This window comes from Qipengyuania sp. GPGPB31 (genome assembly GCF_038396345.1).
Lineage (GTDB): Bacteria > Pseudomonadota > Alphaproteobacteria > Sphingomonadales > Sphingomonadaceae > Qipengyuania > Qipengyuania citrea.
Genome location: NZ_CP149572.1, coordinates 1684959 through 1702924 on the forward strand (window position 1 = coordinate 1684959; position 17966 = coordinate 1702924).

A 17966-nucleotide genomic window follows, 5' to 3' on the forward strand; every position below is an offset into this window, starting at 1 on the left:
CCCCCCACCACCGCTAGGTCACCCGCCATGACAGGACAATTTCAGCTTACCGAAGAGCAGCTCGCGATCCAGGAAGTGGCGCAGCGCTTCACCGCCGACAACATCACTCCGCATGCGGGCGAATGGGACAAGAAATCGCATTTCCCGCGCGACGTGATCAAGAGCACGGCCGAACTCGGTTTTGGCGCGATCTACGTTTCGGAAGAAAGCGGCGGGATCGGGCTCGGCCGGCTGGAGGCTGCGCTCATCATGGAGGCGATGGCCTATGGCTGCCCCACCACCAGCGCCTTCATCTCGATCCACAACATGGCCAGCTGGATGATCGACAGTTTCGGCAGCCAGGACGTGAAGGACCGTTATCTTCCCGACCTCGTCAGCATGGACAAGATCGCCAGCTACTGCCTGACCGAACCGGGCAGCGGTTCGGATGCCGCAGGCCTCAAGGCCAACGCGGTGCGCGACGGCGATCACTACGTTCTCAACGGGACCAAGCAGTTCATTTCGGGCGGGGGCGTCAACGATGTCTACGTCACCATGGTCCGCACGGGAGAACACAAGACCAAGGGCATCACCTGCCTCGTCATCGACAAGGACACGCCGGGCGTTTCCTTCGGCAAGCCGGAGAAGAAGCTCGGCTGGAACGCCTCCCCCACCGCACAGGTCATTTTCGAGGATGCGCGCGTGCCGGTTGCCAATCGGGTTGGCGACGAAGGCGAGGGATTCCGCTTTGCGATGATGGGCCTCGACGGCGGCCGGCTCAACATCGGGGCCTGTTCGCTGGGCGGGGCGCAGCGCTGCCTCGACGAAGCGGTGGCCTACACCAAGGACCGCAAGCAGTTCGACACGCCCATTGCGGATTTCCAGAACACGCAGTTCATGCTTGCCGACATGGCAACCGACCTCGAAGCGGCTCGCGCGCTGCTGTATCTCGCAGCGGCCAAGGTGACCGACAACGCACCCGACAAGTCGCGTTTTTCCGCGATGGCCAAACGGCTCGCGACCGACAATGGCAGCAAGATCGTCAACGATGCGCTGCAGCTGTTCGGCGGCTATGGCTATCTCAAGGAATATCCGATCGAACGCTTCTGGCGCGATCTGCGCGTGCATTCGATCCTCGAAGGCACCAACCAGGTCATGCGCATGATCGTGGGCCGCGATTTGCTGCGCCAGTGACCGCGACCGGCGGCAGAATGAGAAGACCCCATGACTGAGAACCTCAACATCCACGCGCATGGCCGCACCGGCCATATCTCGCTCAACCGCCCCAAGGCGCTGCATGCGCTGACGCTCGACATGTGCCATGGCATAAGCGCCGCGCTGGCAGGCTGGGCCGAAGACGACGCGGTCGAGGCCGTCATCCTCGACCACGCCGAAGGGCGCGGCTTCTGCGCGGGGGGCGACATCAATCTGCTGCGCCATTCCGCGCTCAACGATGGCGGGAAAAGCGGCCGCGAATTCTTCCACGACGAATACCGGCTCAACCACCAGATGTTCGAATACGGCAAGCCGATCGTCGCATTCATGGATGGCATCACCATGGGTGGCGGCGTCGGTATCGCGCTGCCGTGCAAATATCGCGTCGCGACCGAGAACACGCGCTTTGCCATGCCCGAAAGCGGCATCGGCCTGTTCCCCGACGTGGGCGGCGGCTGGCACTTGTCGCGGCTGGGCGGGCGGCTCGGCCAGTTCCTAGCGCTGACCGGTGCGCGGCTCGACGGCGCGGAATGCGTCTGGGCGGGTATCGCCACGCATTACCTGCCGGCCGAGAAACTCGCCCAAGCCAAGGCGCGGATTATCGAGCATCCCGAGCGGATCGGCGGTATCCTGTCCGAACTTTCGATCACCCCGCCCCCGCGCGGCTGGAAGAGAATGCGGCGCTGATCAAGAAGCACTTCGCCTCGGACCGCTACGAGGACATCCTCGCCAGCCTCGAGGCAGACGACAGCGAATGGGCGGCGAAGGAGCTCGCCACGCTACGCGGCAAGAGCCCGCAGACCTGCAAGGTCGCGCTGCGCCAGCTGAGCGAGAGCGAACAGCTCGGCAGCTTTGCCGACAACATGCGCATGGAATATCGCATCGCCAGCCGCGTGCTGACCCGGCCCGATTTCGCCGAGGGCGTGCGCGCGGTGATCGTCGACAAGACGAACGACCCGCAATGGGACCCCGCAGCGCCCGAGGACGTCAGCGAAGAACTGATCGACAGCATCTTCGCCCCGCTTCCCCAGGGCGAGGAATGGACGCCGCTCGAACGGTGATATCCGTCGCCCCTGCGCAGGCAGGGGCCCATACGCCGTTGCGGTTCCGCGCGGCCGACAAGTCATCTAGGCTCCTGCCTACGCAGGAGCGACGTGGAGAGAACATTGGCTTACGAAACCATCACCGTCGAACAACGTGACGCGGTCACGCTGATTACGCTCAACCGTCCCAAGGCGCTCAACGCGCTCAACAGCACGATCCTTGCGGAATTGACCGAGGCCTTCGCCGCCTATGAAGCGGACAAGTGCCAGCTCTGCGCAGTCCTGACCGGTTCGGGCGACAAGGCCTTTGCCGCGGGCGCGGACATCAAGGAAATGAGCGAGAAGGCCGCAGCCGATTTCTACCTCGAGGATTTCTTCAGCCCCTGGACCAGCGAGATCGTCAAGAAGACGCGCAAGCCGTGGATCGCGGCGGTCAACGGCTTCGCGCTGGGCGGCGGCTGCGAGCTCGCCATGATGGCCGATTTCATCATCGCCAGCGAAAACGCCAAGTTCGGCCAGCCCGAGATCAAGCTCGGCGTTGCGCCCGGCATGGGCGGCTCGCAGCGCCTGACCAGGGCGGTGGGCAAGTCCAAGGCGATGGAAATGTGCCTGACCGGCCGGATGATGGATGCCGCGGAAGCCGAGCGCAGCAACCTGGTCGCGCGCGTCGTGCCGCATGACACGCTGCTCGACGAAGCGCTCAAGGCCGCCGCGCAGATCGCCAGCATGCCGCCGATGGCCGCGATCGCGAACAAGGAAATGGTCAATGCGGCCTTCGAAACCAGCCTCGATCAGGGCCTGATCATTGAACGGCGCATCTTCCAGATCCTGGCCGCGAGCGAGGACAAGGCCGAGGGCATGGCCGCCTTCGTCGAGAAGCGCGAGGGCAAATGGAAGGGGAGATAATCCTTTACTGCCACGAGAAAAGAACACGCGGAGAGAGAACATGAAAATCGCCTTCATCGGCCTCGGCAATATGGGCGGCGGGATGGCTGCGAACCTCGTGAAGGCCGGGCATGCCGTGAATGCCTTCGACCTTGCGGAGGGAGCACTCGCGACCGCCAAGGACAGCGGCTGCACGACCTTCACCGATGCTTCCAAGGCCGTGCAGGGTGTCGACGCAGTCGTCTCGATGCTGCCCAATGGCGGGATCGTGAAGTCGGTCTATGAAGGCAGCGTGATCGGCAAGGCGCCCGCAGGTGCGGTGCTGCTCGACTGCTCGACCATCGATGTCGCCACAGCCAAGGAGGTTATCGCCAAGGCCGAGGCCGCCGGTTACGACATGGTCGACGCCCCCGTTTCGGGCGGGATCGCGGCCGCGAATGGCGGCACGCTGACCTTCATGGTCGGTGGCACCGAAAAGGCCTTCGCCCGCGCCGAGGAGGTGCTGCAGGCCATGGGCAAGGCCGTGATCCACGCGGGCGACGCAGGCGCCGGCCAGACCGCCAAGATCTGCAACAACATGCTGCTCGCCATCTCGATGATCGGCACCGCCGAGGCAATGAAGATGGCCGAGAAGCTCGGGCTCGATCCGCAGAAGTTCTACGAGATCAGTTCGCAGTCCTCGGGCTATTGCTGGTCCTTGAATGCCTACACCCCCTGCCCGGCGTCGGCGCCGAAAGCCCGGCGGACAAGGATTACCAGGGCGGTTTCGCCACCGGCCTGATGCTCAAGGATCTCAAGCTGGCGATGGAAGCCGCCGAGACCGCCGATGCCTCGACCCCGCTCGGTCGCCACGCGAAGGAGCTTTACGAGCAATTCGCCGAGGATAATGCGGGGCTCGATTTCAGCGCGATCATCAAGACGCTCTGACCTCTTCCAGCACCCGCGCGAGCCATTCGCGCGGGGCCGTGCGGCGGTCGATATCGGCAACGAATTCCTGCCCGCGCGCCACGCTCTTGAGCCGACCGCCGCGCAGCCAGCGGTCGGCGCGGTCGTGATAGCTCAGCCCGCCGTGTTTGAGCCAAGCGGGACGCCGCCATAGCGAGGGCGGTCCCTCGGGCACCGTCAGCCGCAGCGCATTGCTCGCCCGCCGGGCTTCCACGCCGGGACCCGCATAGATCACGTCGTTGCGCGCGTGGAGCGCCAGCGCATGCGGATGGCCGCGCTCGACCAGATAGTCGGGTGCGGCACGTGTAAGATCGACGATCTCCGCGACTTCGAGATAGCCGAAAATCCGGTGGTGGAGATCGCCGCCTTCCTCGCGGAAGAGGCCGAAGAACAGGAACACGTCCCCCAGCCCCACGCCCCGGTTCGCCAGATGCGTCTGCGCCGCACCGCATTGGCCGAACAGGCAGGTGCCATCGGCGAGGAACATCGGGTCGTGGTGGCACAGCGTGCCCGCATCGACCCGCCCCCGGCTGGCAAGCGCGGCATGTTCGCCCAGCCCGAGATCGCCATAGGTCGTGCGCGAGGCGGTACCGGCCGGGATCGGCAGGCTGACCGGCCGACTCTCCACGATCGGCGACGCGCCGCCGCCCGAAGCGCTGTCGAAACCCTTGCGAGAGAAGATAATTCGCACGCCAACCCCGTGCCTTAAGCGCACGGCAGTGACAACCGCGCCATTCGGCCCTATTTGCGCGCCCATGACACACGACAACAATGGCAAGGTCACCGCGCTCATCATGGCAGGCAAGCGTTCGGGCGTGCTCGACCCGCTCGCCGAGCGCGCTGGTGTCGCGCAGAAATGCGTCGTTCCCGTCGGCGGCATGCCGATGATCGAACGCGTTGTGATGAATGTCGCCGCCAGCCCGCGCATCGGCGAGATCCGCGTCGTGGCGCATGAGGCTGACGAGATCGCCGCCATCCCCTCGATCGCCAAGCTCCAGGCCGAGGGCCGGCTGGTGTTCAAGCCCGGCGCGTTCAATCTGGTCGACAGCGTCTTTGCCGGGGCAGAGGGCGCGGACTATCCGCTGTTGATCACTACCGCGGACAACTGCCTGTGGCTGCCCGAGGACTTCACCGAGTTTGCCGATAAGGCGATTGCCAGCAAGGCAGGCGCTGCGGCTGCACTGGCGCATAAGGAAGACGTCCGTGCCGCCGATCCGCAGGGCCAGTCGCGGTTCTACGAATTTTCCGATGGCGGATATTCGAACTGCAATGCCTATTGGATCGGTACCCCGCAGGCGCTCGCGGCAGCCGAAATCATGCGCGGCGGCGGGCAGTTCGTGAAATTCCCGCGCCGGATTGCCAAGGCGTTCGGCGTGATCAACCTGATCCGCTTCTTCCTCGGCTGGGGAACGAAGGAAAAGCTCTTCGCGCAGGTTTCGCGCCGCTTCGGGTTCTCGATGGTGCCGATCGAGATGAGCCATGGCCACTGCGCCATCGACGTCGACAACGAGCGCACGTTCCAGGTTACCGAAAAGCTGCTGGCGAAGCGGCTCGCAGCCGCCTGACACCGGCCGCACGATGCATCGTCTGCTGCGCAATATCGGCTGGCTCCTGACGGGGCGCGGTCTCAACGCCCTGCTGAGCCTCGTCTACCTCGCGCTCGCCACGCGCACGCTCGGACTCGACAATTTCGGCTATTTCGCGATCATCCTCGCGCTGGGCCAGACGGTCACCGGCATAGCCAACTTCCAGACCTGGCAATTCGTCGTGCGGTGGGGCGCCGATGGCGACGGGCCGGCCGATGCGACCGGTTTCGCCATCGCGCTCGACTTGCTGTCGATTGCGCTCGGCCTGGTGCTGGCCGCCGTGCTGGTCGGCACCGCGCCGCTATGGCTCCCGCTGCCCGACGAGCTGCTCCCCGTCGCCTTCGGCTATTGCGTCGTTTCGCTGCTCGCCATCCGTACCACACCGACCGGCCTGCTGCGCCTGCGGTTTGCCTATGCCCGCACGACCGCCGCCGAAGCGGTGCAGCCGGTGGTCCGGGCCGCAGGCGCCGCAGCAGCAGCCATTGCCATGCCGACGGTGACCGGCTTCATCCTCGCCTGGGCGGCGGCGGAAGTAGCGGTCGCCGCCGCGCTGTGGATTGCCGCCGGACGGCTGGAACGCATCAACCTGTCGCGGATCAGCCTGCGCCATATTCCGCGGGCGCACCCAGGTGCCTGGCGCTTCGTCTGGTCGACCAATCTGTCGGGCAGCCTCAATGTCGGATCCAAGCAGGTGCTGATCCTGCTGATCGGCGCCATCGGGGGCGAAACCGCCGCGGGCGGCTATCGCGTCGCGAGCCAGCTGGGGCAGGCGCTCGTCAGCCTTGCACAAACCGTGTCCAAGGCGATCTATCCCGAACTGGTCCACGCCAAGGAAACGGCCCACGCCATGGCCCGGCGAATGGCAAATATCGCGCTGATCGCCGGCGTCCTGGCCGTGCTCGGCACGCTGTTCCTGGGGCGGCCGGCGCTGGCATTGATCGCGGGCCCCGAATTCCGGGTGTTCTGGACGATGGTGATCCTGGCGATTGCAGGGGCGATAGAGCTGGTCGGGGCCAGCCTCGAATCCCTGCTGGTCAGCGCGGGCCGCGCGGGCACCGCCTTTTTGATCCGCGCGATCCCGACCGTGATCGGGCTCTCGCTGCTCGAAGTGGCGATGGGCTGGAACGGGCTGAAGGGCGCAGCCTTCACGGTCATGGGCGCATCCGCCCTGTCGGTGCTGGGCTTCTGGGTCGCGATCATCTCGCTGTCGCAGATCACGATCACGGTCAAACCCAAACCCGAGGTGCCACCCGAACGCTAGCGCGGGCACCGGACCGCAGGTCCGACCCGGCGAGGCGCTGGTGCACCCCGGCCGGGTCGGCAGACAGCATGCCGGATCAGGTCAGATTGGCGTCGTTCCAGGCCAGCACGGGCTTGCGCGCGGCCTGCGTTTCGTCGAGCCGCTGGCGCGGCGCGTAATAGGGCGCGGCCTTGAGTGTCTCGTCGCCCGCAATCGCCCGTTCGGCCACGCTGCGCAGCGCGAGGATGAACTGGTCGAGCGCCGCCTTGCTTTCGGTCTCGGTCGGTTCGACCAGCATCGCGCCGTGCACCACCAGCGGGAAATACATCGTCATCGGGTGATAGCCCTCGTCGATCAGCGCCTTGGCCAGATCGAGCGTCGAGACATCGTCGGCGAAGCCTTTGTCGCTGAACAGCGCTTCATGCATGCACGGCCCGCTGTGGCCGAAGGGTGCATCGAGCACGTCTTCGAGGCTGCGCAGGATGTAATTGGCATTAAGCACGGCGTCTTCGGACACTTGTTTGAGGCCATCGGCACCGTGGCTGAGGATATAGGCCAGCGCGCGGGTGAACATCCCCATCTGACCGTGGAACGCGGTCATCCGGCCGAAGGCCTTGGTGTGGTCGAATTCGGCGGCGTTTTCTTCCTCGACCAGGTGGACCACGCCATCCCTGGTCCGCGCGGTAAACGGCAGCGGGCCATAGGGGCAGAGCGCTTCGGACAGCACGACCGGGCCCGAACCCGGGCCGCCGCCGCCATGCGGGGTGGAGAAGGTCTTGTGCAGGTTGATATGCATCGCGTCGACGCCGAGGTCGCCGGGGCGCACCTTGCCGACGATGGCGTTGAAATTCGCGCCGTCGCAATAGACGAAGCCGCCGGCCTCGTGGACCGCGTCGGAAATCGCCTTCATGTCGCGTTCGAACAGGCCGCAGGTGTTGGGATTGGTGATCATCACCCCCGCGACATCGGGGCCGAGACGTGCTTTCAGCGCTTCGAGATCGACCCTCCCGTCGGAATTGGCCGGAATGTCTTCGACCCGGTAGCCGGCGAAGGCCGCGGTGGCTGGGTTGGTGCCATGCGCGCTTTCGGGGACGAGGATGACCTCGCGCGCATCGCCGCGCGCTTCGAGCGCGGCGCGGATGCACAGGATGCCGCATAACTCGCCATGCGCCCCGGCCTTGGGGCTCATGGCAACGCCCTGCATGCCGGTAAGCTCGATCAGCCAGTGCGCCAGTTCGTTGATCACTTCCAGCGCGCCGCGCACCGTATCGACCGGCTGCAGCGGATGGACATCGGCGAAGCCGGGCATGCGCGCGACCTTTTCGTTGAGCCGCGGATTATGCTTCATCGTGCACGAACCGAGCGGGAACAGGCCAAGATCGATTGCGTAGTTCTGCCGGCTCAGGCGCGTGTAGTGGCGCACGGTCTCAGGCTCGGACAGGCCGGGCAAGCCGATCGGATCCTTGCGGTCGAACCCGCCGAGGCGATTGGCGCCCGCCTGCGGTTCGGGCAGGTCCACCCCGGTGGTTTCGGCATGGCCGATCTCGAACAGCAGCGGTTCCTCGAGCATCAGTGCACGGTTGCCGGTGGCGGTGTCGGGGCCGCTCATCGCATTGTGTCCTTCGACGGGGGTGCCGGGCTTCCAGCCTGAAGCGTTGGGAGCGTTCATGCCAGCACCTCCTCGAGTGCGGAGGCGAGCGTTTCCACGTCCTCCTCGGTAGTGGTTTCGGTAACCGCGACGAGCAGCCCGTTGGACAGCGCATCATGGCCGGGGAACAGCCGTGCGAGCGATACGCCCGCGAGGATATCCTGCTGCGTCAGCTCGCGCACGATGCTGCGGGCATCGCCATCGAGCAGCAGCGTGAATTCGTTGAAGAACGCGTCGTTGAGCAGCTTCACGCCCGGCACCTTGGCCAAGCGGTCGGCGGCAAAGCACGCAAGCCGGTGGTTCTCCATCGCCAGCCGGCGCAGCCCTTTCTCGCCGAGCAGCGTCATATGGACATTGAACGCCAGCGCGCAGAGCCCCGAATTGGTGCAGATGTTCGAGGTCGCCTTTTCGCGGCGGATATGCTGTTCGCGCGTCGACAGCGTCAGCACGAAGCCGCGCTTGCCCCCGGCATCGACCGTCTCGCCGCACAGGCGGCCCGGCATCATCCGCACGTGCTTTTCATCGCGTACGGCGAACAGGCCGAGATAGGGGCCGCCGAATTGCAGGCCGACGCCGATCGACTGGCCTTCGCCGACGACGATATCCGCCCCCAGCTCACCCGGCGATGCGATCGCGCCCAGCGCCACGGGTTCGGTGTTGACCGCGATCAGCAGCGCACCCTTGTCATGCGCGGCCTCGGCGATTTTCGCGAGGTCGGGCAGGCGGCCGAGGATATCGGGATATTGCACCACGACGCAGCTGGTGTCCCCGTCGATCCGCGCAATCAGCCCGTCATCGTCGGGCCTGGCGGTCAGGCTGGGCGGCGCACCGGCGATCTCGTCGTCGGTGAACTTGGCCATCGTCCGCACCACTTCGGCATAATGCGGGTGCAGCGCGCCCGAGAGCACGACCTTGCGCTTCTTCCCACGGGCGACCCGGCCCGCCATGGCCACCGCTTCCCAGCACGCGGTCGAGCCGTCGTACATCGACGCATTGGCGACCGCGCAGCCATAGAGCCGCGCGACCTGCGTCTGGAATTCGAACAGCATCTGGAGCGTGCCCTGCGCGATTTCGGGCTGGTAGGGCGTATAGGCGGTCAGGAACTCGCCGCGCTGGATGATGTGATCGACACTGGCCGGGATATGGTGCTTGTATGCCCCTGCCCCAAGAAAGAACGCCGCATCGGATGCGGCAAGATTCTTCTTGCTCAGCCGTCGCATATGCTTTTCGACCGCCATTTCGCTGGCATGCATCGGCAGGCCTTCGATCGGGCCGGAAAGCCGCGCTGCCTCGGGTACATCGGCGAACAGCGCATCGATATCGGGCGCGCCGATCGTATCGAGCATGTCCGAACGGTCGGTATCGGTCAGGGGTAGGTAACGCATCTTGGTTCCTTCAGGCCCCGCAGGGCGTCAGAAAATCAAAGCCCGTCGCAGAAGCTCTTGTAAGCGGCCTGGTCCATCAGACCGTCGAACTGCGACTTGTCGCCGATGGTCATCTTGAAGAACCAGCCGTCTTCTTCGGGCGAGGTGTTCACCAGCGCCGGGTCGTCTTCCAGCGCCTCGTTGGTTTCCATGATCTCGCCGCTGATCGGCGCGTAGACGTCGCTCGCCGCCTTGACGCTTTCGACCACGGCAGCGTCCTTGCCCTTGTCGATCACGCTGCCGACATCGGGCAGCTCGACGAAGACGATGTCGCCCAGCTGGCCTTGCGCGAAATCGGTGATCCCGACGGTGGCGGTGTCGCCCTCGACGTCGATCCATTCATGTTCATCGGTAAAATAGCGGGCCATTTCTATCATTTCCCTCTGTGGTAGCGATGGGGGACGAAGGGGAGCAAGGCGACCGTGCCGGGCAGCCTTTTCTTCCGCACCTCGACTTCGAGTTCGGTGCCTTCGGCGGCAAGCGCGGTGTCGACATAGCCCATGGCGATGGGCCGTTCGAGCGTGGGCGAGAAGCCGCCGCTGGTGATGCGGCCGACCTGCGTATCGCCCGAATAGACGAGCGCGCCTTCGCGGGCGGGCATCCGGCCGTCGATGGAAATGCCCACGCGTTTCTGCGCGGGTCCCTCGGCGAACGCCTGCATTACCGGCGCATGGCCCATCCAGCCGCCTTCCTCGCGCCGCCGCTTGGTCAGCGCAAAGCCGAGATCGGCAGACACCGGATCGGTTTCGGTGGTGATGTCGTGGCCATAGAGCGGCAGGCCCGCTTCGAGCCGCAGGCTGTCGCGTGCCCCCAAGCCGACGGGACGCACTTCGATTTCGGCGCACAGGCGGTCGGCAAAGCTTTCCGCGAATTCGGCCGGCAGCGAGATTTCGAACCCGTCTTCGCCGGTATAGCCGGCGCGGGTGATGCGCAGCGGCCATTCGCCGAAGTCATGGACCACGCTTTCCATGAAGACCATGTCGTCGATGACGTTGCGCATCACGCGGTTGAGCGCGGTCGCCGCGCTGGGGCCTTGCAGCGCGATCAGCGCGTGTTCGTCCATGTGCGTCAGCGTGACATCATCGTCGAGATGCTCGCGCAGATGGGCGATATCGTCCCATTTCATCGCACCGTTGACGACGAGGTAATAGGCCGGTTCGCCCCATTGCCCTTCGGTGCCGGCTTCCTCGTCGCCCTCGATCCACGGCGTGGCATTGGTGACCATGAGATCGTCGAGGATACCGCCGTCATCGTCGAGCAGCAGCGAATAGCGCACCTTGCCCGGCTTGAGCGAAGCGATCGCCCCGGGGAGCAGTTTCTCGAGCTCGGCCGCAGCCTTGTCGCCGGTGACCATGAGCTGGCCCATATGGCTGACATCGAACAGGCCCGCCTGGTTGCGCGTCCAGTTGTGTTCGGTGACGATGCCTTCGTACTGAATCGGCATGTGGTACCCCGCAAAGGGCACCATCCGCGCGCCCTTGCGGCGATGCCACGCATCGAGCGGCAGCGTTTCGGTTTCGGCAATCGTGTCTTCGGTGTCGTCGCTCAAGTCCCGTCCTTCGCAAGCATGGGGGCGCCCCTTCGCGGTGCGCCGAAAACCCATGCCCCCTCTGTCGGGAAACCTGAGAGACTGGCGCACGGATGGGTGCGCTTACCCCTTCGGTGGCCACGCGCAGGCGCGCGACGCTTTCCAGAGTGCCGATGGAGCGCACGGTCCGTTTAGCCTGAGAGTTTCCGGGGCGGTTGCTCCTTCGGCGCCGGGTGGACGCCGCCACCCGAACTCTCCCGTGCGCGCCTGCCGCAGAATCGCTTCCCCAGCCGACGTGAGTGCCCTGCGCGATAAGCGCCGCCCGGTCAATCCAGGTTCGGGCGCAGCCAGCGTTCGGCAGTGGCAATATCCACATTGCGACGCGTGGCATAATCCTCGAGCTGGTCGCGTCCGACACGCGCCACGCCGAAATACTCCGCCTGCGGGTGGCCGAAATAGAACCCGCTCACGGCAGCGGTGGGATACATGGCGAAGCTTTCGGTCAGCGTGATCCCGGTGTTGGCTTCGGCGTCGAGCAGGTCGAACAGGATCGGCTTGAGGCTGTGGTCGGGACAGGCGGGGTAGCCGGGCGCGGGACGGATGCCGCGGTATTCTTCCTTGATCAGCGCGGCATTCGTCAGCTGTTCCTGCGGCGCGTAGCCCCACAGATCGGTGCGCACGTGCTGGTGCAGCCGTTCGGCGAAGGCCTCGGCGAAGCGGTCCGCCAGCGCCTTGAGCAGGATGTCCGAATAATCGTCCTTGTCGGCGAGGAAGCGTCGCGAATGTTCCTCGATACCGTGAATGCCCACGGCGAAGCCACCCAGCCAGTCGCCCGCCGGATCGATGAAATCGGCCAGGCACATATTGGGGCGGCTGCGCGATTTCTTCACCTGCTGGCGCAGGAACGCCATCACCGTAGGCGATGCGCCCGCCGGATCGGCGATCACGACATCGTCGCCGTCACGGGTGCAGGGCCACAGCCCGGCCACTCCGCGCGCGGTGAACCATTGTTCGGCGACGATCCCGTCGAGCATGGCGTCGGCATCCGCCTTGAGGCTGCGGGCGCTTTCGCCGACGACCTCGTCATCGAGGATCTTGGGATAGGTGCCGTGCAGTTCCCACGCCCGGAAGAACGGTGTCCAGTCGATATATTCACGCAGTTCCGCGAGGTCCCAGCCATCGAACACATGCAGCCCGGGCTGCAGCGGCGCGGCGGGCTTTTCGGCCATGCTGGCCACGAAACCGTTCGCGCGCGCATCGGCCAACGGCATCAGTTCGCTCTGCCCCTTGCCAGCGCGCGTGTCGCGGACCTGGACATATTCCGCCGCGGTCCGGTCGACGAATTCATCGCGCTGCGTGTCGGACAGCAGGCGGCTGGCGACGCCCACCGCCCGGCTGGCATCGAGCACGTGGATAACCGGCCCGTCATAGGCAGGGTCGATCCGCAGCGCCGTATGGACCTTGCTGGTCGTCGCCCCGCCGATCAGCAGCGGCATGGTCATCCCGGCGGTTTTCATCTCTTCGGCAACGGTGACCATTTCATCGAGCGAGGGCGTGATCAGGCCCGACAGGCCGATGATGTCGGCATCGTTCTCGTTCGCGGCTTCGAGGATTTTCGACCACGGCACCATGACCCCGAGATCGATCACCTCGTAGCCATTGCATTGCAGCACCACCCCGACGATGTTCTTGCCGATGTCGTGGACGTCGCCCTTCACGGTGGCCATCACGATCTTGCCCTTCGCGCGGGCGCCCGCTTCCTTCTGGGCCTCGATGTAGGGGATCAGGTGGGCGACCGCCTTTTTCATGACGCGTGCGGACTTGACCACCTGCGGCAGGAACATCTTGCCGCTGCCGAACAGGTCGCCGACAACGTTCATGCCATCCATCAGCGGGCCTTCAATGACCTCGATCGGGCGGTCGAACTGCTGGCGCGCCTCTTCGGTGTCGGCCACGACATGCGCGTCGATGCCCTTGACCAGCGCGTGTTCGAGCCGGCGGCGCACGTCCCAGCCGCGCCATTCCTCGGCGGCCTTTTCGTCGGCCGCACTCTTGCCCTTGTAGCTTTCGGCAAGGTCGATCAGCCGCTCGGTGGCATCCGGCCGCCGCATCAGGATCACGTCTTCGCAGGCTTCGCGCAGCTGCGGATCGATCTGGTCGTAAACGTCGAGCTGGCCGGCGTTGACGATCGCCATGTCGAGCCCCGCGGGGATCGTGTGATAGAGGAAGATCGAATGCATCGCGCGGCGCACAGTTTCATTGCCGCGGAAGCTGAAGCTGAGGTTGGACAGGCCGCCGCTGGTCTTCGCCTGCGGACACGCCGCCTTGATCTCCGCCACCGCCTCGATGAAATCGAGACCATAGCGATCGTGTTCCTCGATCCCCGTCGCCACCGCGAAGATATTGGGGTCGAAGATGATATCCTCGGGCGGGAAGCCGATCCCGGTCAGCAATGCATAGGCACGCTTGCAGATTTCGACCTTGCGCTCCTTGGTGTCCGCCTGCCCGGTCTCGTCGAACGCCATGACCACCACCGCGGCGCCGTAATCCATGCATTTGCGCGCATGATCGAGAAAGGCGTCCTCGCCTTCCTTCATGCTGATCGAATTGACGATCGGCTTGCCCGAAACGCATTTGAGGCCGGCCTCGATGACCTCCCATTTGGAACTGTCGATCATCACCGGGACACGCGCGATGTCGGGTTCGGCCGCGATCAGCTTGAGGAAAGTGGTCATGGCATGCTCGGCATCGAGCAGGCCTTCGTCCATGTTGACGTCGATTACCTGCGCGCCGTTTTCGACCTGCTGGCGCGCGACTTCGACCGCGGTGTCGTAATCGTCCGCCATGATCAGTTTCTTGAACCGCGCCGAGCCGGTCACATTGGTGCGCTCGCCGATATTGACGAAGCGGGCGGTGGTCAGATTGCTCATGAATTCAGTTCCGGTCGAGGTCGCGCGCCAGCACGACATCGTCATAGAGGGTTCCGCCGACATCGAAGCGGCGGGTGGCGATCTGCCGGAAACCCTGTTTGGTATAGAAGGCGATGGCGCGGTGGTTGTCGTCTTTCACGCCCAGCAGCAGCCGGCGATGGCTCTGCGCCCCGCACAATACGGCATCGAACAGCGCGGCGGCGATACCGCTGCCGTGGAAGCGTGACAGCAGGTAGATCTTCTTGAGCTCGATATCGCCGTCCTGCGCGGCATCGAGTTCGGGCCGGGTGAGCAGCGCGTAGCCGATCGGCGCCCGGTCGATTTCGGCAAGCCAGGCACGGGCACCAGCAGCCAGCAGCCCGGCGAGATGATCGGGTGCATGCTTGGCCGCGCAATGCGCGACGAGCGCCTCGCCGCTGATCATCCCGGCGAAGGTCTCGAGGAAAGTGGCATCCGACACCAGCGCGAGCGCGCGCACGTCCGCTGCCTCCGCCTCGCGGATTACCGCCCCATGGAGGCCCCCGCCGCTCATGCCGCGATCGTGAACGGTTCGAGCCCCGCCAGATGCATGTCCGGGTCAGGCTTGGGCAGCACACGCGGCGCGCAGTTTTCGACCGCCTTGGCCATCGCGGCGATATGCGCGGGCGTCGAGCCGCAGCAGCCGCCCAGCGCGTTGATCCGGCCATTCTGCGCCCAGACCTGCGTCAGCGACGCAGTCGTTTCCGGCTGTTCGTCATACTCGCCGAGATCGTTGGGCAGGCCGGCATTGGGATAGGCCATCAGCCAGGTATCGGCGATATCGGACAGCAATTGCACATGCGGACGCAGCTGTTCGGCACCGAAGCTGCAGTTGAGGCCGATCGTCAGCGGCCTGGCATGGCGCACGGTGTACCAGAACGCCTCCACCGTATGGCCCGACAGATTGCGGCCCGAAAGGTCGGTCAGCGTCAGCGAGATCATCAGCGGTATGTCGCGGTCAAGTTCGCGCGCCAGCTGCTTCACGGCCATGATAGCGGCCTTGCAGTTGAGCGTGTCGAACACCGTCTCGACCAGGATGAAATCGGCCCCGCCAGCGACAAGCGCGCGGCATTGTTCGACATAGACGGCGACGATTTCGTCAAATGTCACTTCGCGAAACCCAGGGTCTTCGACATCGGGCGAAAGTGACAGCGTCTTGTTGGTCGGCCCGACAGCGCCCGCCACGAACCGCGGAATGCCGTCGTTCCGCGCATCGACCGCTTCACGGATGATCCGCGCCGCGGCGACATTGATCTCATGGACCAGGTGTTCGGCGCCGTAATCGGCCTGGCTGATGCGATTGGCGTTGAAGGTGTTGGTGGCGAGGATATGCGCGCCTGCATCGATATAGCTGTCACAGATCCGGCGGATAACCTGCGGCTGCGTCAGATTGACGAGGTCGTTATTGCCCTTCTGCTCCTGCGCGAGATCGGTGCCCGCGGCATAGTCTTCGGCCGTTAGCCCGGCCTGCTGGATCGCGGTACCGTAGGGGCCGTCCTTGATCAGGATCCGCTGGGCTGCGGCGGCTTCGAATTCTTCGCGCTTGGTCATCGGCCTGCCTTCGCGCGCAGCCCGAGCATATGGCAGATTGCAAAGCTCAGTTCGGCGCGGTTGAGAGTGTAGAAATGGAATTGCCGTACCCCGCCCGCATATAGCCGGCGACACAGTTCGGCCGCGATGGTCGCGCTGACGAGCTGGCGCGCGGCGGGGCGATCGTCGAGCCCGTCGAACAGACCTTCCATCCACGGCGGGATGGCTGTGCCGCACAGCCCCGACATCCGGCGCACCGCCGCGAAGCTGAGCACGGGCATGATCCCGGGCACGATCTCGCCGTCAATTCCCGCCGCTGCGGCCCGGTCGCGAAAGTCGAAGAAACATTGCGGATCGAAGAAGAACTGCGTGATCGCCCGGGTCGCCCCGGCGTCGAACTTGGCCTTGAGATTGTCCAGATCGGCCTGGCGATCGGGCGAGATCGGGATGGACCTCGGGATAGGCGGCGACCGATATCTCGAAATCGGCGACCCTCTTCAGTCCCGCGATCAGCTCGACTGCGTTGGCATAGCCGCCCGGATGCGGCGCATATTGCGATTGCCCGTCGGGCGCGTCGCCGCGCAGGGCCACGATATGGCGGATGCCCTCATCCCAGTAATGGCGCGCCACCTCGTCGACCTCTTCGCGGGTCGCCTCGACGCAGGTCAGGTGCGCGGCAGCAGGAATGCGCGCTTCGTTCTGGATGCGAACGACCTGCTGGTGCGTCCGCTCGCGGGTCGACCCGCCCGCGCCATATGTGACGCTGGCAAAACGCGGCCCGAGCGGGGCCAGCGTCTCGACGCTTTGCCACAGCGTCTCGTTCATGGTCGCATTCTTGGGCGGGAAGAATTCGAAGCTGACGTCGATATCGCCCGGGAGCCCTGAAAACAGCGGCGCTTCGAGTGCGCGCTGCGCTTCGCGCATCTGGTCCATCGTCGGGCTCATGACGCCGCCTTCCGGTCATCGACGCGCCGCGGCGCGATCCAGATCTTCACCACCAGTTCTCCATCTTCCAGTGCCGTCGGCGCGGCCGGGTCGAACCCGGCATCGCTGAGCAGACCCATCATCTGTGCATCGTCGAACCCCAGCCGGGCATGCGCATGGCGATTGCGCAGTTCCTCGCGCTGATGCGCCGCGAAATCGACGATTGCGATCCGTCCGCCCGGACGCAGCACGCGGGCGGCCTCCGCCAGCGCGGCACCGGGCATCTGCGCGAAATGCAGCACCTGGTGGAACAGCACGCTGTCGAAACTCGCCGCGGCAAACGGCAGCGCCCCGAAGTCGCCCTGCACCAGTTCCACTCGCTCGGTCGGGAGGTGCTGCAGCTTGGCGCGTGCAACCCGCAGCATCGCCAGGCTCTTGTCGAGTGCAACGATCCGCTCTGCCCGCTCGGCAAACAGTTCGGCCATGCGCCCCGTGCCGGTGCCGATATCGAGCAGGCGCCCAAGCGGTTCGGGCCCCAGCGCACGCGCCAGTTCGGCCTCCACGGCCTCGTCCGAGGAATGCAGCCGGCGCAATTCGTCCCAATCGTCCGCATGCGCCGAGAAATAGGCCTGCGCCTCGGTTTCGCGGTGCTGACGGATCGCGGCCAGCTTGCGTCGGTCCTGCTCGCACTGTTCCGCAAAGGCCGCGTCGGCAGCCTCCGCATCGACCAGCAGATCGCCGATAGCCGCGCAAAGCGGCGGCGCCTCGCTCGAATCGGCGCAGGCGCGCAGGAATACCCAGCTGCCTTCGCGCCGTCGTTCGGCCAGACCCGCGTCGCACAGGATGCCGATGTGCCGCGACACGCGCGGTTGGCTCTGCCCCAGCACCTGCGCGACTTCACCCACCGCCAGCTCCATCGAGCCAAGCAGGCGCATGATCCTGAGCCGGGTCGGATCGGCAAGGGCGCGGAAGAGATGTTCGGTTCGCATTGTGAAGGGGATATAAAGATATTTTTATATCTGTAAATCCGCCTTGCGGTGCAGTTCGGCAACAGCGCCGGACCAATCGGCG

Annotated in this window: 13 protein-coding genes, 3 pseudogenes and 1 riboswitch; of the genes and pseudogenes, 6 read left to right on the forward strand and 10 right to left on the reverse strand. The window is 65.2% G+C overall.

From position 1 onward, the window contains the following. Window positions 1-27 precede the first annotated feature (27 nt). From WKH79_RS08505 to mmsB, 4 genes and pseudogenes are all read left to right on the forward strand, one after another. A complete protein-coding gene (locus WKH79_RS08505) occupies window positions 28-1173 on the forward strand; it encodes an acyl-CoA dehydrogenase family protein (RefSeq protein ID WP_341858602.1) in 1146 nt (381 codons plus the stop codon). Between the two features lie 30 nt (window positions 1174-1203). Then, window positions 1204-2255, forward strand: a pseudogene (locus WKH79_RS08510) (enoyl-CoA hydratase/isomerase family protein). A gap of 105 nt (window positions 2256-2360) precedes the next feature. Beyond that, window positions 2361-3143, forward strand: coding sequence for an enoyl-CoA hydratase-related protein (locus WKH79_RS08515; RefSeq protein WP_341858603.1), 783 nt, complete (start codon window positions 2361-2363; stop codon window positions 3141-3143). Window positions 3144-3183: 40 nt separating this feature from the next. Next, window positions 3184-4049, forward strand: a pseudogene (gene mmsB, locus WKH79_RS08520) (3-hydroxyisobutyrate dehydrogenase). On the opposite strand, the gene WKH79_RS08525 reads toward mmsB, so the two are convergent. Beyond that, window positions 4036-4758, reverse strand: a complete 723-nt coding sequence (locus tag WKH79_RS08525; protein WP_341858604.1) for a hypothetical protein — start codon at window positions 4756-4758, stop codon at window positions 4036-4038. The pseudogene mmsB and the gene WKH79_RS08525 sit on opposite strands and share 14 nt — an antisense overlap. Before the next feature lie 64 nt (window positions 4759-4822). Between WKH79_RS08525 and WKH79_RS08530 the strand changes: the two genes are divergently transcribed. Together WKH79_RS08530 and WKH79_RS08535 are read left to right on the forward strand one after the other, a co-directional pair. Continuing rightward, window positions 4823-5632 (forward strand): NTP transferase domain-containing protein, encoded by an 810-nt coding sequence (locus WKH79_RS08530; protein ID WP_063506349.1) that lies wholly within the window; start codon window positions 4823-4825, stop codon window positions 5630-5632. 13 nt (window positions 5633-5645) lie between these two features. Further along, window positions 5646-6914, forward strand: a complete 1269-nt coding sequence (locus WKH79_RS08535) for a lipopolysaccharide biosynthesis protein (protein ID WP_160765992.1) — start codon at window positions 5646-5648, stop codon at window positions 6912-6914. Between the two features lie 76 nt (window positions 6915-6990). On the opposite strand, the gene gcvPB is transcribed toward WKH79_RS08535, so the two are convergent. The 9 genes and pseudogenes from gcvPB to WKH79_RS08580 all read right to left on the reverse strand — a co-directional run bounded on the left by gcvPB (window position 6991) and on the right by WKH79_RS08580 (window position 17884). Beyond that, entirely contained in the window at window positions 6991-8562 is a 1572-nt protein-coding gene (gcvPB, locus tag WKH79_RS08540; protein WP_050600942.1) for an aminomethyl-transferring glycine dehydrogenase subunit GcvPB, read from the reverse strand. Then, window positions 8559-9926 (reverse strand): aminomethyl-transferring glycine dehydrogenase subunit GcvPA, encoded by a 1368-nt coding sequence (gene gcvPA, locus WKH79_RS08545; protein WP_063510833.1) that lies wholly within the window; start codon window positions 9924-9926, stop codon window positions 8559-8561. Before gcvPA ends, gcvPB begins: the two co-directional genes overlap by 4 nt. 35 nt (window positions 9927-9961) lie before the next feature. Continuing rightward, window positions 9962-10333 (reverse strand): glycine cleavage system protein GcvH, encoded by a 372-nt coding sequence (gene gcvH / locus WKH79_RS08550; protein WP_050601021.1) that lies wholly within the window; start codon window positions 10331-10333, stop codon window positions 9962-9964. Window positions 10334-10338: 5 nt separating this feature from the next. Beyond that, entirely contained in the window at window positions 10339-11514 is a 1176-nt protein-coding gene (gene gcvT / locus WKH79_RS08555; RefSeq protein WP_341858605.1) for a glycine cleavage system aminomethyltransferase GcvT, read from the reverse strand. Between the two features lie 152 nt (window positions 11515-11666). Further along, window positions 11667-11763: riboswitch (glycine riboswitch) on the reverse strand. 56 nt (window positions 11764-11819) lie between these two features. Next, the gene (gene metH / locus WKH79_RS08560; protein ID WP_341858606.1) at window positions 11820-14423 is read right to left on the reverse strand and encodes a methionine synthase; all 2604 of its coding nucleotides are present in this window, start codon (window positions 14421-14423) and stop codon (window positions 11820-11822) included. Window positions 14424-14427: 4 nt separating this feature from the next. After that, complete coding sequence (locus WKH79_RS08565; RefSeq protein ID WP_341858607.1) at window positions 14428-14955, reverse strand: GNAT family N-acetyltransferase; 528 nt, start codon at window positions 14953-14955, stop codon at window positions 14428-14430. Further along, window positions 14952-15992 carry a homocysteine S-methyltransferase family protein gene (locus WKH79_RS08570; RefSeq protein ID WP_341858608.1) on the reverse strand — a complete coding sequence of 347 codons (1041 nt, stop codon included), beginning with the start codon at window positions 15990-15992 and terminating at the stop codon, window positions 14952-14954. The genes WKH79_RS08565 and WKH79_RS08570 overlap by 4 nt, the downstream gene beginning before the upstream one ends. Next, window positions 15989-16916: pseudogene (gene metF / locus WKH79_RS08575) on the reverse strand (methylenetetrahydrofolate reductase [NAD(P)H]). The gene WKH79_RS08570 and the pseudogene metF overlap by 4 nt, the downstream one beginning before the upstream one ends. Then, entirely contained in the window at window positions 16913-17884 is a 972-nt protein-coding gene (locus WKH79_RS08580) for a metalloregulator ArsR/SmtB family transcription factor (protein ID WP_341858609.1), read from the reverse strand. Before WKH79_RS08580 ends, metF begins: the two are co-directional and overlap by 4 nt. Window positions 17885-17966 lie beyond the last annotated feature (82 nt).